We start from the raw sequence: 25,088 nt of genomic DNA on the forward strand, positions 1-25,088 counted from the left end.
CGCCCCCGCGGGCGCCCACCCCCCGCCCCCCCCCCCCAGCCAAAACCCCCCCCCCGCGGGCCCACACCCCCCGGGGGGGGCCCGCCGGCGGCCATTCCCCCCCGCCGGGCCCCTCTCCTTTTGTGCACTGCTGTTTTGTGCGCCCGGCTTTTGTGCTGCCGGCTAGGCCGTCTGGCCGGCGTGCTCGCCTTCTTCGATCTCTTCGAGCAGTTTGTCGTTGAAGGCCTTGAGATCGCCGGGGTGCCTGCTGGTCACGAAGCCCTGGTCCACCACCACTTCCTCGTCACGCCAGTCCGCGCCCGCATTCTTCAGGTCGGTCTGGAGCGTGTGGTACGAGGTCAGCTTGCGGCCGCGGACCACACCGGCATCGATGAGGATCCAGGGCCCATGGCAGATGGACGCCACCGGCTTGTGCTGTTCGAAAAAGCTGCGGGCGAACGCCTGGGCGTCCTTGTCCACGCGCAGGTGGTCGGCATTGACCACTCCGCCGGGGATGACCAGCGCGTGGAAATCGGAGGCGTCGGCCTCAGCCGCAGTGATGTCGACGTCGAACTTCTCGCCCTTTTCGGTGCCGTCGTAGCCCTGCAGTTTGCCGGCCTTGGGCGCCACCAGGGTGGGCTCACCGCCAGCTTCCTTGACGGCGTTCCAGGGGCTGGTCAGCTCCACCTGCTCCACGCCGTTGGTCAGCAGGAACGCAACCTTCTTGCCTGCAATATTGTGCGCTGACATGTGTCCTCCTCATACCGGAGCGGGGTGCGTGTAGAGCCGTTACGCCGGCCGCGTATCCCCGCCGAGAGTTGATGCCTTACGCATTCAACACTATGAAGCCCGGAAATAATAAGCAAGCTGATTATGCCTGACGGATGCTCGAAGCCGTGCCGCTGCAAACCACGCCGCTACAAACCGGACCGCCGCAAACAGTGCTAGCACGGAAGTCACGGGCAGGACCCCGCGCGCACCATGGAGACACCGGATCAGGAGAGCATTCCGGAACCGGAAACCACCCACCCCAATAGGAGCAAAAACCCATGTCCATGACCGCCGGAACAAAGAAGTCCCGTCCTTCCCGTGCGAAGATCGCGCTCGTCTCAGCTATGACGCTGGGGCTTGCGGCGGGTGGCGTGGCCCTGGCCGCACCGGCCCAGGCCGCCGCCACCAACTATGCCTGCACCGTGGTGCCCCTGAAGCCCATCTTTGCGGGCTTCAACTCGTCAGGCACCAAGCTGGTGGATTACCGGATCAATGTCTACTGCGGAGCCAACCGTTCCGTCTACATCGAGCAGCAGCGCTGGGAGAGCGACGACTGGCCCAACGGCGATGACCACCTTGGCAACTCGGCGTTCAGCCGCTACCTCGGCCCCACCAACGGCTGGCACACCATCCACAATGTCCGCACACTGACCAACACCGAGATCGGCAACGAGGAGGTTTACCACAAGGTCCGCCACCAGGAGGGGGCAGCCGGCGTCTGGTCACCGTTCACCGGCTGGACAGGCAGCGGCACCACCTCGATGTCCAACTAGCTCCGTCCAACTAGGCAGTTGTCCAACTTAGCCGGCATCCGGCTAGCCAGTAATAGCGAACCGGCGGCAGCCCCGAAAGGGGTCTGCCGCCGGTTCGCTATTGCTGCCGCAGATAGGTGAGCACGGCAAGGACCCGGCGGTGGTCCTCGGGTTCCGGCCGCAGCCCGAGCTTTAGGAAGATGCTCCGGATGTGGGCTTCCACCGTCCGCTCCCCCAGGAACAGGGTCTTGCCGATTGCCTGGTTGGTGCGCCCTTCGGCCATCAGCTCCAGGACGTCCCGCTCCCGGCTGCTGAGCTCGTCCTCCCGCTGCCGGCCGTTGTGCGGCCGGGCCACCATACGGGCCACGAGTTCAGGATCGACGGCGGTGCCGCCGGCCGCCACGCGGTGCAGGGCGTCAATGAAGTCGTCGATGTCGGACACACGCTCCTTGAGGAGGTAACCCAGCCCTTTCGCTCCGTTCCCGAAGAGCGACATGGCGTTTTCCGTTTCGACGTATTGGGACAGCAGCAGGACCCCCGTTTCAGGCTGGTCGCGCCGGATGGCCGTGGCGGCCTGGATGCCTTCAGTGGTGAAGGTGGGCGGCATGCGGATGTCGACGACGGCGACATCCGGCCGCGCGGCCGCAACGCACTCCAGCAGTTCCCGGGCATCCGCGGCCTCGCAGACCACCTCCAGCCCCTCGGAACTGAGCAGGGCGGCGAGTCCGCGTCGCAGCAGCGCCGAGTCGTCCGCGATGGCTACGCGAAGTGTCATGGCATGTCCTCCGTTGGATCTGCCGAGAAGGGCAGCGTTGCGGCCACGGTGGTGCCGCGGCCTTCCGGGCTGGTGACGGTAAGGGAGCCGCCCAGCGCCGCGGCCCGGTCGGCCAGCCCCACCAGTCCGCCGTCGGCGCCGGCGCTGGCTCCGCCAATCCCGTTGTCCGTGACGTGCAGGGCGAGTTCGGCGTTCGTGCCTTTGACGCCCATGAGCAGGGTAGAGGCACGGGCGTGTTTGGCCGCATTGGTCACGGCCTCGGCGCAGATGAAGTAGGCCGCGAGTTCCACCTGCGGCGGAGGCCTGTGCGGCAGGTCGATTTCCAGCTGGATGGGCAGTGCGGAGCGCTCCGCGAGTGCCGTGAGCGAGCCGGCCAGGCCCCTTTCCCGCAGAGACGGCGGATAAACGCCCCTGGCCAGTTCGCGGAGTTCAGCGAGGGCAACGCCAAGCTCGTCACTGGCGTGGTCCACCAGCTCCTTCATCTCCGCAGGGCTCGCGGCACGCCGCGCCCTTGCCAGCTCCATGGACACGGCGACCAAACGCTGCTGCGCACCGTCGTGGAGGTCCCGTTCCAGCTCCCGACGCCGGGCGTCCCCGGCAGTGACGATCCGCTCCCGGGAGCGGCGGACTTCGACCAGCTGGTCCCGCAGCTGCTGCTCCATGTTCTGGTTGTCCAGGGCCAGCGACGTGGCGCTCCGCACGGCGGCCAGCAGCTGCGGCTGGTCCCTCAGGGCTTCGTCGAAGACCAGGGCCCCGACGGGCGTTCCGTTGCGTTCCAGCACCATGGCCGCCCGCCCGGAACCGTCCTCCGGGACGGCGCGGGGCACGCCGTCGTCGTCCACGAATCCCGACAACGCCGGCGACCACCGCCACAGGCTGAGGGTGGGGTCGCGGACCGATCTGCGCAGGGCGCGGATGAGCCGGTCGCTGACCGGCGCCATGCCGATCTCCACCATCAGCTCACTCAGGGCGCCGCGGGCGAACCGGTAACGCCACAGGCCGAGCAGGACGGCGAGGGGGACGATGGCGGTCGCCGGGTACTGCCAGAGCAGGGCCTCGTTGGAGAGTGAGCCGGTCAGCTGGACCACGGCAAGGGACACCCAGACGGTGGAGGCCGTTTTGATGATCACGGCCAGCCACAGTGGCAGGAACGCGGCCCGGTACGCGGACGAACCGGACCGCCAGCGGGATACCAGGACGGCCACAATGGCCAGGCCGACGCCCACCTGGACGATCCTGGCCATGTCCCCGATGACGTTGGTGAGCTGCGGGCTGTCCCACAGGAGCAGCAGGTTTTGGGACGTGGACTGCCCGGCGGCGATGTGCAGCCGCGGATCAAAAAACGCCCAGCTCGCGGCTGCGATGACTGCCCAGGCAGCAAAGAAGAAGACCACTGCACCGCGTTCCGCCCGCGAGCGCAGCACTCCCGACGGGAAGCTCAGGGCCAGCTGCAGCAGCGGCGGCTGGTACATCAGCGTCAGCCCCACGCCCACCGTAAACAGGACCGGATCACTGGACCGCCGCACGCCGGCCGCCAGCCACAGCAGCCCGGCGACCACCAGGAGCAGGCCAGGATTCCGGTTAGGCCGGGTCTGCCACGCCGTCACTCCCGCCAGGACAAAGGCCAGCCCCACTGCGATGAACAGGGAGAGCTCGAAGACGGAGAAGGGCGCCCGGTCCGGATTCTCGCCCCAGCGGATGACACCCTGGGCGTTGAGGACTCCCAGCGTCCGGGCGGGATCCTGCAGGGCCACCGGCCGCCAGTCAATCGAGATCAGCACCAGGGCCAGGACGCCCCCGGTGGCAGTCATTACAAGTACCAGTTGCTTGGGAGTCACGGTGCTTCCCTCCGCCAAGCTTAAGAATCCCACTTCGACCGGCGGCGGGCCATAGCGGGAGTGCTACCCCAGCAGCCGCCTTTCGTAGGCAAAGGCAACAAGCTGAAGCCTGGTGCGGAGCCCCAGCTTGTCCAGCACGCTGCGCAGATGCGTCTTGATGGTGGCCTCGGAGACGAACAGGCTGTCGGCCATTTCGGCGTTGGCCAGCCCCTTGGCCGCCAGGAGGAAGACGTCGCGTTCACGCGCTGACAGCACCTCGAGGACGGAGAGGTCCGGCCCCGCGGAGGGCAACGTGCGGGCGGCATGCCGGAACAGCTCATGGACGGAGCCGGGCGCAATCACGGAGTAGCCGGAATGGACCGTGCGGATGGCCGCCAGGAGGAATTCAGGTTCCGCGCTCTTGAGCAGGTATCCGCTGGCCCCGGCCTGGACGGCCTCCACCACCGCCTGGTCGCGGTTGAAGGTGGTCAGGGCGATGATCTTTGGTTTGCTCCCGCCCTCGGGGTCCGCCTGCTGCAGGATGCGCTCCGTGGCGGTGACCCCGTCGAGCACCGGCATCCGGAGGTCCATCAGCATCACGTCAGGGTTCCGTTCCGAGGCGAGCGCCACTGCCTGTTCGCCGTCGCCCGCCTCCCACGAAAGCTCCATGTCTGACTGGCTCTCGATGAGCATCCGGATCCCTGCACGGAAGAGCGGTTGGTCGTCTACCAGCGCCACCGAGATGCGCCCTGCGGCATCAGCCACGGACGGCCGCTTCCGGCCGGGCGCCTTCGGGTTCCGCCGCTTCGAGTGGCGCTGCTTCCAGTGCCGCTGCTTCCAGTGGCGCTGCTTCCAGTGGCTCCGCCGACGGTTCCACGTTCTCCACCGCGCCTGCTGCGCCTGCCTCTGTTCCGCCTGCCGCTGTTCCGCCGGCCTCGGCGTGCAGCCCGTACGGGACGAAGGCTGTCACCCGGAACTGCTCGCCGTCCGGCCCGGCCGTTAACCAGCCCCCGGCCAAGTGCGCCCGCTCCCGCATACCGGGTATACCCCTACCCACCCGCTCGGGGCCGCCGGCTTCACCTGGCGCCCCGGCGTCCGCCAACGCTGACGCCGCATGCAGCGCCAGCCCGGGGCCGCTCCAGTCAAAATGAAGCCGGACAGCGGTGCCGCGGCCGCCGTGCTTCAGTGCGTTGGTGAGGCACTCCTGGACGATGCGGAACACGGCAAGCTCCTGGCCGGCGGTCAGCTCAACCGGCGTGCCCGATTCGCTGCGGCGGATCGCCAGGCTGCCTTGCCGCATCCTGTCCACCAGTGGGCCCACATCACTGAGCCGCGGCTGCGGCGCAACCATTCCGTCGTCGCGCACTCCTTCGATGACGCGCTGCGCGTCCACGAGGGCACGTCGGGCGGAGCCGGCGATATTCTCGAGGGCGTTGAGCACGGCCCTGGGCTGGTCCGAACTCAGGTAGCGCGTGCCGTCAGCCTGCGCCGCGATGACTGCCAGGGAGTGGGCCAGGACATCATGGAGGTCCCGGGCAATGCGCGTCCGTTCCTGCTCCACGATGAGGTCGATTTCCGCTTCCTTCAGGCCCGCCTGCGCAATGTTCCGGGCGTGGAACAGGCTGCCGCGTTCCTGGTAGAGCTTCAGCGCGAGGCCGACGGCGGCGCAGCCCGCCGCGATGAGCGTCAGGACGGAGAAGAGCTGCCAGCCGTGGACCTGCAGGGCCATTCGGTCACCGCCGTACAAGGGATAGAACCAGCCCACCCCGTGGCTGTACCGCCAGGAGATCATCAGGAAGGTCATGGCCACGATAAAGACCGCGTTGGCCGAAACGGCCACTACTGCCGTCCGCTTGGCCGCGGTCCACAGGATGAACGCCAGCGCGATGAACGATCCGATGTAGATGGCCCAGTGGTTCGCGTACATCGCCGGGATGACGTAGAAGAACTGGCCAATCAGCAGGACGGCCGTCAGGGCGAGTGAAACGATGGGCTGCCACACCGAGACGGCGATGGCAACCGTCATCAGCACGAGCGGCACCGTTCCCGACCACACGTTGAGTCCGGGCCACGGACCCATCCTTCCTGCTTCGCCCACGCACCACAGTGCGAAGAAAAGAACGGCCGCCACAGGGGCGCCCCAATGCCGCATGAATTTCAGAAGTGGTTCCATGCCTGTCACCCTATCCACGCGCCGCGGCGCACCAGTGCCAACGGCGCCATTTCCGCCTGAGCTCAACCTCAAAGCCAGCAGATTCATCCTTCGGGCCAGTGCCCATGCAACCTGAGCGAAAGGGAACTTGAGCCAAAATTGCGCCAACCCCGCGGCGTCCCTGATTCTTTCATTCCACCCTTGAGTCATAACATCCAGGCGGGAACCCAGCACCCGTGAGAAGAAAGCATCACAGGCTGCAAGGAAGCAGGACTAGCCATGAAAAAGGCTCCAGCTGATAACGAGGTCACCGCCATCCACGGCGTCATCACCGATCAGAGTCCGGTGGATTTCCACGCCCTCGGGCTCGCCGGCTGCATAGACCGTCTCGCCGCTCCGCTCCGGGAACAAGGCACCACTGTCCGGTGGGAGACACCGCACCACGGTGTTGAGATACCGGCCGGCAGTGCCGTGCTGCTCTATCACGTTGCCCAGGAGGCCCTGAGCAACGCCTTCAAATACGCCGGCGCCACTGAACTGACCGTCCGGCTCGCGGCAGTGCATCACGGCATCCGGCTGACAGTGGCCGACAACGGCGCCGGTTTCGACAGCAACGACCACGCCGGCAACCGGCCGCAGGGCTTCGGACTGTTCCTGATGTCGATCGCGGTCCACGAAGCCGGCGGCACCGCAACCGTCGACACAGCCCCCGGCAAGGGCACCTGCGTCACTGTCACGCTTCCGCTGGACTAACCACACGATTCTCTGGGGGGATCACAATGCATCTCAGCCCGGGCCGCTGCGCCCACGGAACCAACTACCGGCTCCAGTATCATTTTGCTCATGACCAGGCCTGCGGTGAAGGTCCCTGTCGCGGGCGTAGCGCGCACCGCACTGGATACCGTATGGGACAGGATCTTCTTCCTGGTCGGTGGTGTCGCCGCCGTCTGGTTGACCTATCTTCTCGTTGAGCTCAGCTTCCAGTGGGGCTGGGGCCAGATCTGGTTCACGTTCATCTTCTGGGCGATGCTCGCCTACCTCGTCCTGCCCCGGCTCCACTCAATCCTGACCCGCGTCTATGTGCCCGATTACTTCATCGGACGCGCCCGCACCAGCGACGGCCTGCTCGGGGATCCCGTCAACGTTGCCCTGCTCGGTTCCGAAGGACAGCTCCACCGGGTCATGCGGCTGGCGGGCTGGACCGTTGCCGATGACGTGACCCTGGCAAGCAGCTGGCGGATCATCACGTCCACCGTCCTGCGTCGCAGCTACCTCGAGGCCCCGGTCAGCCCCCTCTTCCTGTTCGGCCGCCAGCAGGACTTCGCGTACCAGCAGGAAGTGGACGGAAGCCCCGGCAAGCGCCACCATGTCCGCTTCTGGCACTGCCCGCCCGGCTGGCTGCTCCCCGGCGGGGTCGCCGTGGACTGGCTGGCCGCCGGCACCTACGACCGCAGCGTCGGCTTCTCGCTGTTCACGCTCCAGATCACCCACAAAATAGACGAACACACGGACGACGAGCGGGACCATATCGTCAAGTCCATTTCCGACGCCGACCCGTCGGCATCCGTCCGGGTGGTCCGGGACTTCTCCACCGGCTACCACACCCGCAACGGCGGCGGTGATGAAATTGCCACGGACGGCGACCTGCCCATCGTTGACCTGCGCGGAACACCGGCGCCCGGCGTGGCCGTTCCGCGGCTCCCTAGCGACAGCCGGAACAGGCGCCCCGCACCCACCATCATCGGCGCGGCCCTCGTCGCCGGCCGCGCACTGGCGGCGGCCGCCCTGGCCATGTCCATCGTGCTCTTCCCCGCCGAACACCTGGAACCGCTCCTGCAGCCCGGTGGCGGCTCCGGCAACGGTTCCGGCGCCCGGCTGACCGCCGACCAGGCGCAGCTGGTGCTCTATGCCGGCCTGGCGGTGGTGGTGCTCTTTGCGCTCGCCGAACTGCTACTGGCCTGGCTCGTTTTCCTGGGACGCAACTGGGCGCGCACGCTCACCATGGCCGTGAGCACCGCCGCGATCGGCCTGCAGGTCATTGACGTGGCGAACGGAGGTCCCGGCATCACCCTGCAGACCAACCTCCCCGGCCTGACACTGGACATTTTGCTCATCCTCGCCCTGTCCAGCCAGCGGTCCCGCATTTACGCCCGGAGGCAACGCAAGGAACCGAAGCGGATCTCGGCCCGGCCCGGGGGCCGCGCAGCGATCTGACCGCCCAGGTTGGAGTTGGGAGGTCAGACGGTGGACGGGTCAGTGTTGGCCCCGCACAGGATCACGGCAACGCGTTCTCCGTCTGCCGGGACATAGGCCCCCGAGGTCAGGGCGGCAAAAGCGGCCGCCGCGCCGTGCTCCACGACCATCCGGTAGTCGGCCCACAACAGCGAGCGCGCGGCGACAATCTCGTCGTCGGACACCAGCACGCTCTTCACGCCGGTCCTGACCGCGACCTCAAAGCCGATCTGTCCGATCCGCCGCGCCCCGAGTGAGTCCGCGGCAACCCCGGCAACAGCAACATCCACCGGTTCTCCCGCCTTCAGCGCGGCGTGGAGCGTGGGAGCCGCGGCGGGCTCCACGCCCACCACATGGGCCAGGCCTTCGACGGCGGCCGCGATCCCGGCCATCAGTCCCCCGCCGCCCACGGCCACCAGCACGGTGTCCACGCCTTCCAGCTGTTCCAGCAGTTCCGAACCGACGGTGCCGGCACCTGCGGCGATTTCCGGCTGGTCGTAGGCGTGGCAGTACACGGCTCCGGTTTCGGCGGCATAGGCGATGGCGGCGTCGTAGGCGACGGCATATTCGGCGCCGCGCTGGATGACGGAGGCCCCGGATTCCTGGAGCTTCTTCACCTTCATGGCGGGGGCGGTCTCGGGGACAAAGACGGCGGCCGGCACCCCGGCCCGGGCCGCGGCGTAAGCGTTGGCGAGGCCGGCGTTGCCGCCGGAGGCCACCACGATGCCCACGTCCTCCTTCAGCTCCCCCCGCTCGCGGCAGGCAAGCACGCGGTTGAACGCACCCCTGGCCTTGAAGGTTCCGGTGTGCTGCATGAACTCGCACTTCAGCCAGACGTTCCCTGGAAAGCTTCCCTGGTCCGCTTCGATGACGGGTGTGCGGCGCACCAGCCCGGCAATCCTGGCAGCAGCTTCATCGACGTCAGTGCGTGTGATCATTTCATCCCCGGGTAGCGGTGTTGCGTGGTTCGGTGGAGCGGCCGCCGTAGTCATGGCCGATCTGCCGCGCGGCGTCCTGCAGGAGCGGCACCACCGTTTTTTCGATGGCTTCCGCGGGCGCCCTGTGGGTCTGCAGGGAAACGTTGACCGCGGCGACAACGTCGTTTCCGCGCCGGACCGGGACAGCGACGCCTCGAAGGCCTTCCTCCAGCTCCTGCGAAACCATGGACCATCCCTTTGCCCGGGCCTGTTCCACTTCGGTCTGCAGCTGCTCGAGGCTTCCGATTGAGCGCTCAGTGAACCGCTGCAATTGGACGGAATTGAAGTAGGTTTTCAGCTCGGCGTCGGACAGTGCACCCAGCAGCACCCGCCCCATGGACGTTGCCCAGGCGGGGAACCTGGTGCCCACGCTGATGGAGACGCTCAGGAGACGTGGTGACGGGACGCACGCGACGTAGACAATGTCCGTGCCGTCGAGGATGCACAGCGACGTTGTCTCGTTGAGGTCAGCGGCAAGCGACTTGAGGTGCGGCTCCGCGATCCTGGGGAGCGCCAGGTTTGCCAGGAAGGACTGTCCGATGTCCAGCGACCTGGGCGTCAGTTCGAAATAGGTGCCGTCGGCGCGAAGGTAGCCCAGGTCCGTCAGCGTCAGCAGGAACCTCCGTGCGGAGGCCCTGGTCATGTCCGACTTTGCGGCGACCCGGGAGACGGTCAGGCGCGGTTCGTCCGGGGCGAAGGCGCGCAGCACGTCAAAGGTCTTCTCCACCGACTTCACGAAGTACGCGGGTTGCTCCGCCATGGAATCGCTTGCCCTCCCTGAAGCTCACTTCCGGCTCCCGCAGGCGCTCGGCCGCAGGCTTATTCCGATCATATCCGGATAACCGCGACGGAATCGGCGGCACCCTGAAAGACCGGAAGCGGCGTGGGTCAGTTCCCCGCCCGCGTTCGGTCTTTCAGGGTGCCGCCCTTCAGCCGGGAGGCATTGTGAGACACCTCACGCTGGGGTACGCTGTTCCTTAGTCGCATATCGCACAGCTGTTCGTAATGCGCACAAATTTCATCGCATCAATGCACCGGAGCAACTGTCTTTCAGTGTGGAAGGACCATCAGAATGACCAACCTTGCAACCACGGCCGAGACCGCAGAGGCGCAGCGCCGGCTCAAGCGGGCCAAGAAGGCCGCGCTGGCCGCATTCCTCGGCGGCGCCCTTGAGTACTACGACTTCTTCATCTACGCCACGGCAGCATCGCTGATCTTTTCGAAGATCTTCTTCCCGTCGGGTGACGCCACCGTGGCGCTGCTCGCTTCCTTCGCCACCTTCGGCGTGGCCTATGTAGCCCGCCCCTTTGGCGCAGTCTTCTTTGGCCACCTCGGCGACAAGATCGGCCGCAAGGCAACCCTGGTCCTCACCCTCGTTCTCATGGGTGCTGCCACGTTCCTGATCGGTGTCCTGCCGGACTTCAACACCGCCGGTTACTGGGCGCCTGCCCTGCTGGTGCTGCTCCGCCTCATGCAGGGCCTCTCGGCGGGCGCAGAAACCGCGGGAGCCTCGGCCCTGACCACGGAGGAAGCCCCCGCCGGCCGGCGCGGCTTCTTTGCCAGCTTTGCCATGAGCGGCATTTCCTTCGGCATCGTGCTGGCCTCCCTGGCCTTCCTGCCGGTGGCCGCCATGAACGAGGCCGATCGGCTCGCATGGGGCTGGCGCATTCCGTTCTGGCTCTCCGTCATCGTGCTCTTCGTGGCGTACATGGTCCGCCGTTCACTCGAGGAACCAGAGGTCTTCGAGGAGAAGCACGATCACGGTGAACTCGTGAAGCTGCCCTTCGCCAAAATGTTCAAGACGCACCCTGCCCAGTTCTTCCAGGTGGCCCTGATGTCCTTCGAAACCGTCACCAACACCTTTATGCAGTCCTTCGGCCTGGCCTACGCCGTCTCAGTCGGCGTCCCTGCCTCCACCATGCTCTGGGTCAGCATCCTCGGCAACGTCATCGCCATCGCCACCCAGCCCCTCATGGCTGCACTGTCGGATAAGTTCGGCCGGCGTCCTGTCTTTATCGCCGGAGTCCTCGGATCCGGTGCCATGATCTTCGTGTACTTCTCGGTCATCTCCACCGGCAACATTCCCATGATCTTCCTGGCCAGCACCCTGATCACCGCCGGCACCTACGCCATGTCCAACGCGATCTACCCTGCGTGGTTCTCCGAGCTGTTCAACGTGAAGGTCCGCTATTCGGGCATGGCCATCGGGCTGCAGGTCGGCATCCTGTGCGCCGGTTTCACACCGTTGCTGGGAACCGCCCTTGTGGGTGCCGCCAAGGCCAACTGGGGCCCGGCGGCGTGGATCGTCGCGGCGTCGTCACTGCTGGCAGTCGCCGGTGCACTGTGGGCCCGCGAAACCCACAAGACGCCGCTGCGCGAACTGGGCAACCCAGTCCCCTAAGTCACCGCCGCCTGAGCCGGGCCAGCAGCGTGGCGGCGAGCAGCGCCGTCGTAATTTCCAGGGCAATGACGGCCAGCAGCCCGCCGGCGGCAGAATTGGCCGCGGATCCGGCAACTGCCGCCGGAAGCGCGGCCGCCCCGTGGCTGTGGCCGGATGCCCCGCTCCCGGAACCGGCCGATCCCAGCAGCAGGACGGCGTGCAGCACCGTCATCCCCAGCCCGCCTGCCATCACCTGCCGCAGGGAACCAACCCGGCCGTCGCGCCAGATATGCACGGCACACGGCAGGCAGACTCCCACCATCGCGAGCATCAGCAGGTTCAGCCAGGACCCGTGGTGGTTGCCCGCGACGAGCCAGAGATGCACCAGGCAGGAGGCAGCAGTCGCCGCGGCAACCATGCGCGGATGGAAGACGGGCCGCGGCCGGAGGACAGGTTTTGGCCGGAGGGGCGGCCCGGGGATGGGGCGGGCAGCGTCCCATCCCCGCAGGGCTGTCATGTCGCCGGCCTATCCGTGGCAGTGTCCGCCGGCGGCCGGCTGCGAACCCGCCGGTACATCCAGCACGGGGCTGCGGTCGAAGAAGCCTTCCGGGCGCAGCTTGAAGCCGACGGTGTCCACCGGCATGATGGGCCAGTCCTCGATCCGCGGGAAGTGGGTCAGCCCGAAGGTGTGCCACACCACGATGTCCTGGCCGTCAATCTCCCGGTCCTGGGCGATGTACGCCGGCAGGCCGGCACCGCCGGAGTGCTGGTTCACGAAATCCCCGGTGGGGTAACGCTCGTCCTCCGCAAACCGGGTGACCCACAGGTCCTTGGTTGCGAACGCCGCCCGGCGGGCGATGGAGGACTCCGGATCGGCAAGGAGCGTGGGCTGGCCCTGCGCATGCAGCTTGTAGCCCACGGGTTCGCCCAGCCTGTTGCGCGATTCCGGGTTGGAAATGATCCAGGTCCGGCCGCTCCGCGCGTCGGCTTCCCGGGCGGCTTCGGACTCGCGGGCCAGGACAGTCCGCTTCCGTGAGAACGCGTTGCCGCGTTCGTTCCCTTCTCCCATGGGCTGCCGGACCACGTCCTCCTCCTCAACCCGGTTGGTGAAGCCGTCGATGGCCATGTCCAGCCGCGCGCTGAACAGGTGCTGGTGGAACGGCGCCCCCAGCCCGGGGGCGAGCTGGGAAATATTGTCTGAACCGCCTTCGGGGAAGGCGCTGGTGAACACGACACCGGTGGCTTTGGCTTCGAACTCGATGGTGCCGTCGAGGTAGAGGTACCAGTAGAAGCCGTAGTCGTAGTTGCCGATGGTGGTGAAGAAGGAGATTACGAGGCGGCGGTTGCGGCGGGTGTAGTTGACGCCGGACCAGAGGTCGCTGTGCTTGGCCAGGATGCCCCAGTCCTCTTCGTGCATGCAGATGCCGTTGCGGATTTCACGCGGATTGCCGAAGGCGTCGCTGATCACCGGGCTGAGGTAGGTGATCTCGCCGAGGCAGTCGCAGCCCAGTTCGAGCGAGTTGGCGTACTGGCCCACCAGGTACTCGCCGGTGTCGAAGTAGTTTTGCCAGGACCGGACCGGAGACGGGTCGCCGTAGGGAACCACCATTTCCGCAATGGAAGCGCGGTTGATGATGGGGCGCTTCCGCTCGCCGTCCTGGAAGGCGAGATTGTGCAGCACCACGCCCTCACGCACGTCGAAGCCGACGTCCACGCTCCACTTTTCCCACTCAACGCGGTTGCCGCCCGTCACCGTGAAGCTGGGTCCTTCGGGCTGGGTGATGCTGATGGGCTTCTGGGTGGTGCGCAGCGGGCCGGTGAGCTCCGGATCAGTGTAGTTGCCGTGCTCCGCGGGGACCGGGACGGCCCCCAGGTCCAGGACCTGCGTGACTTCCTTGCTGACGACGTCGACGTACGCCACGAGGCCGTCCACCGGGTGCGCCCAGGCGCTGTCCTCGGGAAACTCCTGCACGAAGGCCAGTCCGCGGAGGATGCGGCGGCCCTTCTCCTCGGGGTATTCGAAGACACCGGCGGACAGCGGCGCAACGCGGACCTTGCCGACGTCCAGCCCGCGGTCCGCGAGGGCCTTGAGCCAGCGTTCGTCGCACGCCAGCAGTGTCTCGACGACTTCAAATTCCTCTTCCAGGACGGGCAGCTCGCCGGTGGCGGCGGTGTCGAGTTCGACGGCGGAAGTCACCGCGCCGCTCGTGGCGGAGACAGTCACGTCCAGGGGGCGACCGCCGGACACGTCGTGGATGAACACCCGGAAGCGCCGGTCTTCGCCATCCGCTGCGGCGTCCCGGGCCGGGTCCAGCAGGCCGAGGTAGGCGATCCGCTTGTCCGGGCCAAGCAATCCTGCGGCGCGAAGAACGCCCTGGACGTCGGTGATTTCAGCGCCCGTTGCAAGGCGGTACGGCGTAAGCGTGTCAGTTATGGAGGGTGTCATGACGGCCTTTTGTCCGGGACCTTGGCAGGTCGGATTTTTATTTTCTATAGTTGTAGAGAATAAACCGTCCGTAAGATGGATCACAAGGGTTCGACACAAAAAGTTCCGGGGGGAGCGCCAGCGTGCCAAAGATTGTTGACCATGACGAGCGTCGACTGGAACTGGTGGATGCGACCTGGCGGATCATCGCCAGGCTGGGTATCGAGGGCGCCACGATGCGGGAGATCGCACTCGAGGCCGGCTTCGCCAACGGCGCCCTGAAGCCGTACTTCCCCACCAAGGACACGCTGCTGACGTTTGCCTTCGGGCACGTCTTCAACCGGACCAACGAGCGCATCAGGGAAGTGACTGCGGGCAAGGCCGGGATTCCGGCACTGAAGGCGTTTTGCGTCGAGGTGCTGCCGCTGGACTCCGAGCGCGTCAATGAAGCGCGGATAGTCGTTCCGTTCTGGCAGAAGGCCATCAACGATCCGGGGAAGGCTGCCATCCACCGCGAGTCCATGGAACAGTGGCACGCCTCCATCCTCGGGTACCTGACCGAGGCAAGGGAGCACGGGACCGTCCGCGCCGAGGTGGACGACTCCGCCGTCGCCGGCCACCTGCTGAACATGCTGCTCGGCGCGCAGATTGCCGCAGCCCTCGCCCCCGAGGGCCAGGCAGATCCAGGCCTGGGCGATCAGCTGGACGCGTTCCTGACGCTGCTCGCAACCGGTAGCTGATCTTTTTTCGACATCTGTGGAAAAAAGATGACACCGCGAAAGTTCGGCGCTAACCTGAAATGACTGTGTCCCAGGACACATCCTGGGGGACTACGTACAGATGGCCGTCCGGCGTCAGGAACATCCATGTCTGCAATTACCGCCCCCCCGCGGGCCAGGACCTCACCTCCAACGTGGCCACCTCATTTGACCACTGGAGGCACCTCGTGGCGGAGTCCTTTGTGCCGCTGGCGGCGGAGACCGACCACCCGGACACTTTCCGTGGCCGGATGCGGTCCAGGGTGCTTGACCGGATGTGCATCGTGGAGGTCTCGGCCACGTCCCACAGCGTCCACCGCACACCGGCCCTGCTTGCGCAATCGGACCAGCGCTATTTCAAGCTCAATCTTCAGCTGGAGGGCACCGGGCTCCTCATCCAGGACCACCGCGAGGCCGTGCTGCGCCCCGGCGATCTCGCCATCTACGACACCAACAGGCCGTACACGCTCGCCTTCGAAGAGCAGGCCCGGATGATGGTGGTGATGTTTCCGCACGACGCACTGACCCTGCCGCCGGACTATGTGGGCCAGCTTTCCGCGGTCTGCCTGGCAGGCGGCAGTGGCCTGACCGGCATCGTTGGCCCGTTCATTTCACAGCTTGCGGCCAATCCCGAGCTACTCAGCGGCCCCAGCGGATCCCGGCTGGCCGCCAACGCCCTTGATCTTGTCTCAACAATGCTGCACGCGGAACTGGACATGGCGCCGGACAGCATGAAGCCCCAGGTGCTACTTGCAACATCGGTCCGCGAATACATCGAGGCCAACCTGGCCGATCCGCAGCTCTCACCCGCCAGCATTGCGGCTGCCCACTTCATCTCCACGCGGCACCTGCACAACGTCTTCCATGAGTCCGGCGCCACCGTGGCCAGCTGGATCCGGACCCAGCGGCTCGAACGCATCCGGCGGGACCTGCGGGACCCGCTGCACACCGGCACGTCCGTCGGTGCCGTCGCCGCCCGCTGGGGATTTTTGGACGCGGCGCATTTCAGCCGCTCTTTCCGGGACGCTTTCGGCGAATCCCCCAGCGACTGGCGGCGCGGCGCCTAAGTTCAGGTCCGGGATCAGGGCGCCTGGGCGCGGCGCCTAGATCAGGCCCTGGGCGAGCATGGCGTCGGCAACCTTGACGAAGCCGCCGATGTTGGCGCCCAGCACGTAGTTGCCGGGCTCGCCGTATTCGTCGGCGGTCTGGGCGCAGAGGTCGTGGATGCCCACCATGATGTCCGTGAGCCGCTGTTCCGTGTGCTCGAATGACCAGGAGTCCCGGCTCGCGTTCTGCTGCATCTCGAGGGCTGATGTGGCCACCCCGCCGGCGTTCGCGGCCTTGCCCGGGGCGAACAGCACACCGGCATCCTGGAACACCGCCACGGCTTCCCGGGTGGACGGCATGTTCGCACCTTCACCGACAGCGAGCAGGCCGTTGCGGACCAGCCGGGCGGCAGCATCGCCGTCGAGCTCGTTCTGCGTGGCGCACGGCAGCGCCACTGCGGCGTCGACGTCCCACACCGAGCCGCCGTCGACATAGGAGACGCCGGGGCGGCGGACCCCATAGTCCTTGAGGCGTCCGCGTTCCACTTCCTTGATCCGGCGAAGCAGGCCGACGTCGATTCCCGCCTCGTCCACGATGTAGCCGGAGGAATCGGAGCAGGCCACTACGGTGGCGCCGAGCGCCTGGGCTTTCGCAATGGCGTTGATGGCCACATTGCCGGAACCGGAGACCACCACGCGCTGCCCGTCGAAGGATGAGCCCCTGGTCTTCAGCATCTCCTCGGTGAAGATCACCGTGCCGAAGCCGGTGGCTTCGGGTCGCACCAGCGAGCCGCCCCAGGAGATGCCCTTGCCTGTCAGGACGCCGGATTCGTAACGGTTGGTGATGCGCTTGTACTGGCCAAAGAGGTAGCCGATTTCGCGGCCACCCACCCCGATGTCGCCCGCCGGCACGTCAGTGTATTCGCCGATGTGGCGGTAGAGCTCGGTCATGAACGACTGGCAGAAACGCATCACCTCGGCGTCGCTGCGGCCGCGGGGATCGAAGTCGGAGCCGCCCTTGCCGCCGCCGATAGGCATGCCGGTGAGGGCGTTCTTGAAGATCTGCTCGAAGCCGAGGAATTTCACGATGCCCAGGTACACGGACGGGTGGAACCGCAAGCCGCCCTTGTAGGGGCCCAGGGCTGAGTTGAACTCCACCCGGAAGCCGCGGTTGATCTGCACCCGGCCGGAATCGTCCGTCCAGGGCACCCGGAAGATGATTTGCCGTTCGGGCTCGCACAGCCGCTCCAGCACGGCACCTTCAAGGAATTCGGGGTGCCGGTCGTGGACAGGGCCGAGGCTTTCGAACACCTCGGTCACAGCCTGGTGGAACTCGGCCTCTCCCGGATTCCGCGCCAGCACCGTGTTCCGGATAGCTTCCAGCCGTGCGTCCATGATGATTCCTTACGTCGAACCGGGCGCGCAAAGTCTCCGGCAATACACCGCACCGGCACCCTTTTATTGAAACTTCAACTTACCCAATTGTGACTGCGCGGGTCACGCATGGCCAATCGGCCTTCCGCTAACCTCCGTATTGTGACATTTAATTTCCATGAAACGAAAGTTACGGCCTCGGTTCCGGCTCCGGCGAGGGACTCCTGATGGCCTACATTTGCCTGCTTCTCTCCGGAGCTGCGCTCCTGCTCAACGGCCTCGCGGCGCTGGACCTCCTCCCCCGCAAGGATGCGGCCGTGTTCAGCCTGGTTATCGGCAGCATCCAGCTGGCCCTTGGTGTCACGTATCTGAGTGTCAGTTCTCCGGGCGTTGGCGGCGGCCCGCAGCTGCTCCTCGGGGCCTCGGGGATGTTCCTGTTTGGCCTGACCTATGTCTATGTGGGGCTGGATTACCTGCTGGCACTCGGTTCCAGGGGACTCGGCTGGTTCTGCGGACTGGTGGGCGCGTGCGGAGTCCTGCTCGCTGTGGCCTGGTCCGGGGAGGATCCGCTCCTGGCCGTCCTTTGGCTCTGCTGGACGTACCTGTGGATGCTGTTCTTCTTTCAGCTGGCCTTGGGCTTCGCGCGCCTGGCGCCGCTGGTCGGCTGGTCCCTTGTCCTCACCAGCCAGGCCTCGGCCACGGTGCCGGCGTTTCTGGGATTGACCGGCCGGTGGCCCGGCGAACCGGAGATCGCCGCGGCAGCCGCGGTAGCCCTGCTGGCACTGTTGCTGGTCGCCGGCAGCCTCGCCTGGCGCGGGCGGCACCAGACCGCCCGCGCCGCCACGGTCGCCGCCGCCTCAGGCGGCGCCGTCGAAAGCCCGTTACCCGGCGAACTCAGGGTCTAGGATCCGGGCCCGCTTCTCCACCCGCATCTCCACCAGCACACCGGCCAGGAAAATCACGGGGACGGCCACCAGCAGCCCCACGGCCGTTTCGGCGCTTCCGCCGATGAGGGACGTGAAGTTGCTGACCACCAGGAAGAGAACCCACGCCAGCAGCACGGCGGCCAGCACCGGGGCGATGAAGGTCTGCCACTGCTGCCCCGTCACCCGTTCCCTGCGGAAATAGCCGACGACGGCGAGGGAGGACAGCATGTACAGGACCAGCAGTGCCGCGACGGCAAGGCCGCTGAACCAGGAGAAGAGCGTCAGCACCGGGTCCAGTCCCAGCACCGCAAACGGCGCCACGAGCAGGACGGCGACCGCCGTCTGGATCCAGGCCGCGGCGGCCGGGGCGCGGTGCTTGTTGGTCCGGGCGACGACGGCGGGCAGGGAGCCACGCAGCGCCAGTGAGTGAAGGTAGCGGTTGATGCCGTTGTGGAACGCAATGATGCCGGCCAGCAGGGACGTCACGAGGAGGACGCCGGCGGTGACCCCTGCCCATGGTCCGAACATCTCAACGATCGGGCCGATGACGAACGAGGTCGCGTCGCCGGATTCGAGGGCTGCCCCTGCGGCATCGACGACGTGGGACGGACCGTAGAAGCTGACCAGCATCCAGGTGATGAAGGAGAAGAAGACGGCGATGATGCCCACGGAGAGATAGGTGGCCCGCGCAACGGTCCGGTGCGGGTCCTTGGCCTCGGCGGAGTAGATCGCCGTCGATTCGAAACCGAACATGGAGGCCACCGCGAACATGATGGCAACGCCGGGGGCTCCGCTGGCGATGGCTTCCGGTGCGAACGAGGCGGCGAAGTCCAGCCCTTCGGGGCCACCGCCCTTGAGCAGGACCGAGAAACCGAACATCAGGAGAATGGCCACTTCGAGGCCCACCAGGACCGCAAGGACGCGGGCGCCGAGCTCGATGTTCATGGAACCCAGGATTTGGACACCGGCCATGGTGACCAGCGCGAGCAGCCACCACGGAACCGTCAGTCCGGCGGATGCCAGCAGGCCGGAGAACGCGGCACCGTACAGGCCGTACATTGCCGCCTGCACCGTGCTGTAGGCGAGCAGGGCAAGCCACGCCGCCCCGGCGCCGACCTTCCGTCCGAACGCTGCCGTGACGTAGGCGTAAAAGGCGCCGTTGGTCTGCACCTTCCGGCTCATCGCCACAAAGCCGACGGCGAAGATCACGATGATGATGCCTACGACGAGGTATGCGCCCGGGGCGCCGGCACCGTTGCCGAGCGCGGCCGCCAGGGGTGCTGCTCCGACGATTCCGGTCAGCGGCGCCTGCGCGGACAGGACAAAGAACAGGATGCCCAGGACTCCGATGCTGCCTGCGCGCAGTGCAGTGGAGTGTTCCTGGCGGGAACCGGGTTCTGCGGTCCGGGATTCGGGATTCGAAATACTCATTGGGTCCTTCTTAACGGTCATGAGTGCTGGGAAATGTGCTGGGGAGAAGTGCGTGAAATCCAGCATGGCAGCGGCCTCCGGATGCGCTTTGTCGTACAGCGATCAGTTGTTGTTCCTGAGCGCAGTCACCCCCGCAGGCTCCGGTTCCGTTCGCTCCCGCACAACAGCTCTTCACGGAAAGACAAGACCCGGGACGCCCGCCGGAGCACGCTTGAAGCAGTGCTGTTGGGCCACACCGGCCTGCGGTCCCTGACCTACTCGAAGTGGAGTACCCCATGGAAACTTACGACGCCCTGCTGGCCTCGATCACCCCGGACACCGGCGATACCCGGACCATCTTTGACCCCGCCACCGGGACCGCCGTCGGCGAAGCACCCGTGCACACCGTTGCGGACCTGGAAGAGGCCATTGCCGCCGCGGCGGCCGCGCAGCCGGCGTGGGCTGCCCTGGGCCACGACGCCCGGTCCGCTGCACTCCTCAAGGCGGCCGACGCCGTCGAACGCTCCGCCGAGGAACTCGCCCGGCTGCTCTCCCGCGAGCAGGGCAAACCGCTCAACGGCCCCAACGCCCGCTTCGAAGTCGGCGCTTGCGCCGCCTGGCTCCGCGCCGCCGCCACCACGCCCCTGGAGCCGGAAGTCGTGGTGGACGACGGTGAAACCTACGCCGAACTGCACTACAAGCCCATCGGCGTCGTCGGCGCCATCGGCCCCTGGAACTGGCCCATGATGATCACCATCTGGCAGATCGCCCCCGCCCTCCGGATGGGCAACGCCGTGGTGGTCAAACCCTCCAAGATGACCCCGCTGTCCGTCCTGGCCCTCGCCAAGGTCCTCAACGAGGAACTCCCCGAGGGCCTCCTGACCGTCGTCTCCGGGGACCGCGAGGTCGGTGCCCGCCTGGCCGAACACCCCGGGATCGGCAAGGTCATGTTCACCGGGTCCACCGCTGCCGGCCGGTCCATCATCAAGTCCTCCGCGGACACCATCAAACGGCTGACCTTGGAACTGGGCGGGAACGACGCCGGCATCGTCCTGCCCGACGCCGACCCGAAGGCGATCGCCGAGGGCCTCTTCTGGGGCGCCTTCATCAACACCGGCCAGACTTGCGCTGCGCTCAAGCGCCTCTACGTCCACGACGACATCTACGACGCCGTCTGCACCGAACTCACCGCCGTCGCTGGCTCGATGCCCATGGGCGTCGGACTCGACGAGAACAACGTCCTGGGCCCGCTGCAGAACAGGGCGCAGTACGACATCGTGGCCGGGCTCGTGGACGCAGCCAGGGAATCCGGCGCCCGGATCCTGATCGGCGGCAACCCGGATTTGGATCAGCCCGGCCACTTCTACCCCGCCACCCTCGTGGCCGACATTGACAACGGCAACCCGCTGGTGGCCGAGGAACAGTTCGGCCCCGCCCTGCCGATCATCCGCTACAGCACCATCGACGAGGCGGTCGCCATGGCGAACGCGCTCGACGTCGGACTCGGCGCCTCCGTCTGGTCCCCCGACCTCGCCGCAGCCCGCAAGGTCGCCGCCCGGATCGAAGCCGGCACCGTCTGGATCAACAAGCACGGCGCCGTGGACCCCCGCGTCCCGTTCGGCGGCGCCAAGCAGTCCGGCTACGGCCTGGAATTCGGCGTCGAAGGCCTTAAGGCCGTGGGAGTTCCGCAGGTCATCAACGGCTAGGCGGAACCCCGCGCGGATCTGGCCGACGGCGCCCCGGCCATGACGCACAAAATCCGAGGCTTGTCCGCTGCACCGCACCTTGTAGGTACGGAATCGCGGACAAGCCTCGGATTCGTTGGTGTCCTGCCGGCTCAGCCCTGCTGGACCAGCGGCTGCCGCAGCCAGGGCCGGGTGGGCGTTTGGCCCAGCCGGTCGTTGAATTCCTGGGCGTCCCGGTAATAGTCCAGCAGGCTCAGGCCGGATGCGGCGGCGGGGTCCAGGATGACCACGGCCCGGCGGTGCATCTGCAGCACCGAGGCAGGGCAGTGTGCGCTGACCGGTCCTTCCACCATGGCCTGGACAGCGTCAGCTTTGTTCTCCCCCATCGCCACGAGCACCGCCAGTTTGGCTTCGCGGATGGTCCCCAGTCCCTGAGTCAGGCATAGCCGCGGAACGTCGTCCTCCGGGAAGAAACGGGCGTTGTCCGCCCGGGTGGCCCCGGCCAGGGTCTTCACCCTGGTGCGCGAGACCAGGGATGAGGTGGGTTCATTGAAGCCGATATGGCCGTTGGCACCGATGCCGAGGATCTGGATGTCCACGCCGCCGGCGGCCGTGATGGCCTCGTCGTAGCGGTCGGCCTCGGCCACGAGGTCCGCGGCGTCCCCGTGAGGGGTCATGAGCTGCCCCAGCGGCAGGTCCACGTGGTCGGCAAATTCCCGCCGGATAGTGGAGTAGTAGCTCTGCTCGTGCTCCGGCGGCAGCCCGGCATATTCGTCCAGGGTGAAGGCCGTGACCTGGCTGAAGCTGAGGTGCTCTTCGCGGTGCCGCCGGATGAGTTCCTGGTACGTCGATTTCGGCGAACCTCCCGTGGCCAGCCCCAGGACGGCCGGGCCCTGCCGCACCCGGGCGTCGATGATGTCGGCGGCTCTGCCCCCTACCTGTTCGGCGGACTCACACAGAATAATCTGCACGCGCATTCCTTTCCTGCGTTAGTGGTGTGCCTGCCCGGTAGGCCTGCAACAGTTCAAGTTCTTCAGTAGTGACGAGCACGTCCGCGCGGTACCCCGCAGCCAGCACCCCGACTTTGTCGGAATCCGGCTTGTCCAGGCCCATGAGCCTGGCCGGGGCGGCCGAAGCTGCGGTGACGGCGTCAGCCAGTGGTATGCCCCAGTCGACGCAGCGGCGGACGTTTTCCAGCAGCAGGCTCGTTGCCCCGGCGATCGCCCCGGGCTGGGCATCCTGCCCTGCGGGGACAAGCCGGGCCACGCGGTCCTGGACCAGCACGTCCAAACTGCCCAGCGTGTACTGGCCGTCGGACATCCCTGCCGCGGCCATGGCATCCGTGATCAGGGCAATCGAGTCCGGCCCCACCAGGCTGAAGACCATGCGGACGATCTCCGGGTCTAGGTGCACACCGTCGGCAATCAGTTCCAGGACCATCCGGTCCGGTGACTGCCGGGCGGCCTGCAGCAGGACAGGGATTGGTCCCGGCGTCCGATGGCCCAGCGCCGGCATCCTGTTGAACAGGTGCGTGGCCGACCACGGAGCCCCGCCGGCACTCGTCCCTGCCGTACCGCCGGCCCCTCCCGTCAGGGCTTCCCGCGTCACGGCCGCCGTGGCGTCGGTGTGGCCGAGCGACGGGACCACGCGGTAGTCCCGGCACAGGGCAACCAGCTCCGCAAAGTAGGCGGTTTCCGGTGCCAGCGTGATGGACCGGACCGTGCCCTGTCCCGCCTCGAACCACTGCTTCAGGAGTTCCGGGTCGCCGTCGATGATGGCCGCCGGGTCCTGCGCCCCGCACATGCTCTCGGTGATGAACGGTCCTTCCAGGTGCAGGCCGGCCAGTGTGCCGTCCTGCACCAGCTCCCGCAGCACCGCGATCTGCTCCAGCAGCACATCCGACGGCGCCGAAACGAGCGAGGCGAGGACCGACGTCGTGCCCTGCACTGCGTGGTAACCCGCAGCCCGGCGGGCTCCCTCCGCGTCCGCGGAGAAGGTGTGCCCCACTGCGCCGTGGCAGTGCACGTCCACCAGCCCGGGCAGAATGAGCGGCACTTGTGTTGTTTCGACGTCGACGCCGGCGGGCAGCTCCGCCGTCGGGCCGCACCAAAGGATGCTGCTCCCGGCGATCACTACGGTTCCGTCGTCGATTACGCCGTCGCCGGTCCGGCCGGTGACGAGGCGCCCCCGCAGCCCCAACCCGCCGCCGTCGCTGTTTCCCAAGGGCTGGGCAGGCCCATTCACGCCGGGATTAGCTCGCATCGGCTTTGGCCATCGAACCGTTCTCGTCAGTCTCGTCTTCGCGTCCCATGGTCCGCAGGTTCCAGCGCCGGATCACGAAGCGGAACACCACGTAGTACACCGCTGCGTAGCCCAGCCCGATGGGAATCAGCCACAGCGGATTTTGGGCGATGCCAAAGTTGAGGACGTAGTCAATGGCACCTGCGGAAAAGCCGAAGCCGTGGTGGATGCCCAGGAAGTTGACCAGCATCATGGACGTGCCTGTCAGGACGGCGTGGACGACGTACAGCGGCCAGGCCACGAACATGAACGAGAATTCCAGCGGTTCGGTGATTCCCGTGAGGAAGGCGGTGAGGCCGGTGGAGAGCATGACGCCGCCGACGATCTTCTTCTGGGAAGGCTTGGCTTCATGCCAGATGGCAAGGGCGGCCGCGGGCAGGGCGAACATCATGATGGGGAAGAATCCCGTCATGAACACACCCGCTGAGGGGTCGCCGGCGAAGAACCGGTTCAGGTCGCCGTGGGCGCCGTTGTAGTCGCCGATGATGAACCAGACGATGGAGTTCAGGATGTGGTGCAGGCCCAGCGGAATGAGCAGCCGGTTGAGGGTGCCGTAGATTCCGCTGCCCACAACGGTGTTATCCGCGACGGCATTGCCCACGGCCGTCAGACCGGTGTTGAAGAAGGGGTAGATGAGGGCCATGACCACGCCAATGACTATCGCGGCGAAGGAAGTCAGGATGGGCACCAGCCGGCGGCCGGCGAAGAATCCGAGCCAGTCCGGCAGGGTGGTCCGGTGGAATTTCTGCCACAGCCACGCGGTGGTCAGGCCCATCACGATGCCAGCGAGCACGCCGTAGTTGATGACGGGATCCTCGCCGCCTTCCGGGGCGGCGCCCAGCACCAGTGGTGCCATGACCTTGAAGACGTTGATCAGGACCAGGAAGCCGACGACGGCGGCCAGCGCCGTGGACCCGTCCCCCTTCTTGGCAAAGCCAAAGGAAATACCGACGGCGAAGAGCAGCGGGAGGTTTTCAAACAGGGCACCGCCGGCCGCGCCGATCACCTGGGCAACGGTGGTCAGGCCTTCGAACCTGCCCAGCAGGTCGTCCTGGCCGAGCCGCAGGAGGAGCGCCGCCGCGGGAAGGGCGGCGATGGGGAGCATGAGGCTGCGCCCGAAGCGCTGCATGTTCTGCAGCGCTTTGCCGCTGCCCTTGGTCTTTCCCGGGGACGGTGCGGCCAGCGGGCCGGCCCCGGCGGAAGCGGACGGGTTTTCCGTGGACATGTTGTTCCTCGTTTCGAAGGGGGTGCTTGTGCGGGGATGCGGGATTCAGTATTGTTTTGCTAACTGGTTATAACCAGTGACAATCATCACTGTGAAGTGCGTC

General features: G+C 66.7%; 22 protein-coding genes. 8 read left to right on the forward strand and 14 right to left on the reverse strand.

Going from position 1 to position 25,088, the window contains the following annotated elements:
- Window positions 1–162: 162 nt before the first annotated feature.
- On the reverse strand, window positions 163–729 hold the full coding sequence (locus J2S97_RS21720) for a type 1 glutamine amidotransferase domain-containing protein (RefSeq protein WP_307052011.1): 567 nt from the start codon (window positions 727–729) through the stop codon (window positions 163–165).
- Window positions 730–1,028: 299 nt separating this feature from the next.
- Here J2S97_RS21720 and J2S97_RS21725 point away from each other — a divergent pair, with 299 nt between their 5' ends.
- Window positions 1,029–1,523, forward strand: coding sequence for a hypothetical protein (locus J2S97_RS21725; RefSeq protein WP_307052012.1), 495 nt, complete (start codon window positions 1,029–1,031; stop codon window positions 1,521–1,523).
- Window positions 1,524–1,620: 97 nt separating this feature from the next.
- Here J2S97_RS21725 and J2S97_RS21730 read toward each other — a convergent pair whose 3' ends face one another.
- The 4 genes from J2S97_RS21730 to J2S97_RS21745 form a co-directional block, all read right to left on the reverse strand.
- Window positions 1,621–2,277, reverse strand: a complete 657-nt coding sequence (locus J2S97_RS21730) for a response regulator transcription factor (RefSeq protein WP_307052013.1) — start codon at window positions 2,275–2,277, stop codon at window positions 1,621–1,623.
- A complete protein-coding gene (locus tag J2S97_RS21735; RefSeq protein WP_307052014.1) occupies window positions 2,274–4,115 on the reverse strand; it encodes a sensor histidine kinase in 1,842 nt (613 codons plus the stop codon). Before J2S97_RS21735 ends, J2S97_RS21730 begins: the two co-directional genes overlap by 4 nt.
- A gap of 63 nt (window positions 4,116–4,178) precedes the next feature.
- Window positions 4,179–4,859, reverse strand: a complete 681-nt coding sequence (locus J2S97_RS21740) for a response regulator (protein ID WP_307052015.1) — start codon at window positions 4,857–4,859, stop codon at window positions 4,179–4,181.
- Window positions 4,852–6,267: a sensor histidine kinase gene (locus J2S97_RS21745; protein ID WP_307052016.1), complete on the reverse strand. Its 1,416-nt coding sequence runs from the start codon at window positions 6,265–6,267 to the stop codon at window positions 4,852–4,854. Before J2S97_RS21745 ends, J2S97_RS21740 begins: the two co-directional genes overlap by 8 nt.
- A gap of 258 nt (window positions 6,268–6,525) precedes the next feature.
- Between J2S97_RS21745 and J2S97_RS21750 the strand changes: the two genes are divergently transcribed.
- Complete coding sequence (locus J2S97_RS21750; protein WP_307052017.1) at window positions 6,526–6,999, forward strand: sensor histidine kinase; 474 nt, start codon at window positions 6,526–6,528, stop codon at window positions 6,997–6,999.
- A gap of 90 nt (window positions 7,000–7,089) precedes the next feature.
- The gene (locus J2S97_RS21755; RefSeq protein WP_307052018.1) at window positions 7,090–8,460 is read left to right on the forward strand and encodes an LssY C-terminal domain-containing protein; all 1,371 of its coding nucleotides are present in this window, start codon (window positions 7,090–7,092) and stop codon (window positions 8,458–8,460) included.
- A 23-nt stretch (window positions 8,461–8,483) separates the two neighbouring features.
- Here the strand turns inward: J2S97_RS21755 and J2S97_RS21760 are convergent, their stop codons facing one another.
- Together J2S97_RS21760 and J2S97_RS21765 are read right to left on the reverse strand one after the other, a co-directional pair.
- Window positions 8,484–9,416, reverse strand: a complete 933-nt coding sequence (locus tag J2S97_RS21760) for a threonine/serine dehydratase (protein ID WP_307052019.1) — start codon at window positions 9,414–9,416, stop codon at window positions 8,484–8,486.
- Between the two features lies 1 nt (window position 9,417).
- Window positions 9,418–10,215, reverse strand: a complete 798-nt coding sequence (locus J2S97_RS21765) for an IclR family transcriptional regulator domain-containing protein (RefSeq protein WP_307052020.1) — start codon at window positions 10,213–10,215, stop codon at window positions 9,418–9,420.
- Between the two features lie 312 nt (window positions 10,216–10,527).
- Between J2S97_RS21765 and J2S97_RS21770 the strand changes: the two genes are divergently transcribed.
- Window positions 10,528–11,856 (forward strand): MFS transporter, encoded by a 1,329-nt coding sequence (locus J2S97_RS21770; RefSeq protein ID WP_307052021.1) that lies wholly within the window; start codon window positions 10,528–10,530, stop codon window positions 11,854–11,856.
- 1 nt (window position 11,857) lies between these two features.
- On the opposite strand, the gene J2S97_RS21775 is transcribed toward J2S97_RS21770, so the two are convergent.
- Window positions 11,858–12,352 (reverse strand): hypothetical protein, encoded by a 495-nt coding sequence (locus tag J2S97_RS21775; RefSeq protein WP_373460633.1) that lies wholly within the window; start codon window positions 12,350–12,352, stop codon window positions 11,858–11,860.
- 9 nt (window positions 12,353–12,361) lie between these two features.
- Complete coding sequence (locus J2S97_RS21780) at window positions 12,362–14,281, reverse strand: primary-amine oxidase (RefSeq protein WP_307052022.1); 1,920 nt, start codon at window positions 14,279–14,281, stop codon at window positions 12,362–12,364.
- A 122-nt stretch (window positions 14,282–14,403) separates the two neighbouring features.
- On the opposite strand from J2S97_RS21780, the gene J2S97_RS21785 reads away from it, so the two are divergent.
- Both J2S97_RS21785 and J2S97_RS21790 read left to right on the forward strand, forming a co-directional pair.
- Window positions 14,404–15,000, forward strand: coding sequence for a TetR/AcrR family transcriptional regulator (locus J2S97_RS21785; RefSeq protein WP_307052023.1), 597 nt, complete (start codon window positions 14,404–14,406; stop codon window positions 14,998–15,000).
- Window positions 15,001–15,122: 122 nt separating this feature from the next.
- Window positions 15,123–16,085: a helix-turn-helix domain-containing protein gene (locus J2S97_RS21790; RefSeq protein WP_444875943.1), complete on the forward strand. Its 963-nt coding sequence runs from the start codon at window positions 15,123–15,125 to the stop codon at window positions 16,083–16,085.
- Window positions 16,086–16,121: 36 nt separating this feature from the next.
- On the opposite strand, the gene gdhA is transcribed toward J2S97_RS21790, so the two are convergent.
- Window positions 16,122–17,459 carry an NADP-specific glutamate dehydrogenase gene (gdhA, locus tag J2S97_RS21795; protein ID WP_307052025.1) on the reverse strand — a complete coding sequence of 446 codons (1,338 nt, stop codon included), beginning with the start codon at window positions 17,457–17,459 and terminating at the stop codon, window positions 16,122–16,124.
- A gap of 206 nt (window positions 17,460–17,665) precedes the next feature.
- On the opposite strand from gdhA, the gene J2S97_RS21800 reads away from it, so the two are divergent.
- Window positions 17,666–18,343, forward strand: a complete 678-nt coding sequence (locus J2S97_RS21800) for an AmiS/UreI family transporter (RefSeq protein ID WP_307052026.1) — start codon at window positions 17,666–17,668, stop codon at window positions 18,341–18,343.
- On the opposite strand, the gene J2S97_RS21805 is transcribed toward J2S97_RS21800, so the two are convergent.
- Window positions 18,320–19,795 carry an APC family permease gene (locus tag J2S97_RS21805; protein ID WP_307052027.1) on the reverse strand — a complete coding sequence of 492 codons (1,476 nt, stop codon included), beginning with the start codon at window positions 19,793–19,795 and terminating at the stop codon, window positions 18,320–18,322. The two genes, J2S97_RS21800 and J2S97_RS21805, sit on opposite strands and share 24 nt — an antisense overlap.
- Before the next feature lie 275 nt (window positions 19,796–20,070).
- Between J2S97_RS21805 and J2S97_RS21810 the strand changes: the two genes are divergently transcribed.
- Window positions 20,071–21,480 carry an aldehyde dehydrogenase family protein gene (locus J2S97_RS21810; protein WP_307052028.1) on the forward strand — a complete coding sequence of 470 codons (1,410 nt, stop codon included), beginning with the start codon at window positions 20,071–20,073 and terminating at the stop codon, window positions 21,478–21,480.
- A 131-nt stretch (window positions 21,481–21,611) separates the two neighbouring features.
- Here J2S97_RS21810 and nagB read toward each other — a convergent pair whose 3' ends face one another.
- The 3 genes from nagB to J2S97_RS21825 are packed head-to-tail and all read right to left on the reverse strand — an operon-like array spanning window position 21,612 to window position 24,985.
- Window positions 21,612–22,430, reverse strand: a complete 819-nt coding sequence (gene nagB, locus J2S97_RS21815; protein WP_307052029.1) for a glucosamine-6-phosphate deaminase — start codon at window positions 22,428–22,430, stop codon at window positions 21,612–21,614.
- The gene (locus tag J2S97_RS21820; protein ID WP_307052030.1) at window positions 22,411–23,703 is read right to left on the reverse strand and encodes an N-acetylglucosamine-6-phosphate deacetylase; all 1,293 of its coding nucleotides are present in this window, start codon (window positions 23,701–23,703) and stop codon (window positions 22,411–22,413) included. The genes nagB and J2S97_RS21820 overlap by 20 nt, the downstream gene beginning before the upstream one ends.
- 7 nt (window positions 23,704–23,710) lie before the next feature.
- Window positions 23,711–24,985 (reverse strand): PTS transporter subunit EIIC, encoded by a 1,275-nt coding sequence (locus tag J2S97_RS21825; RefSeq protein WP_307052031.1) that lies wholly within the window; start codon window positions 24,983–24,985, stop codon window positions 23,711–23,713.
- Window positions 24,986–25,088 lie beyond the last annotated feature (103 nt).

Source organism: Arthrobacter oryzae (assembly GCF_030812315.1).
In the GTDB taxonomy this organism is placed as follows: Bacteria; Actinomycetota; Actinomycetes; order Actinomycetales; family Micrococcaceae; genus Arthrobacter; species Arthrobacter oryzae_B.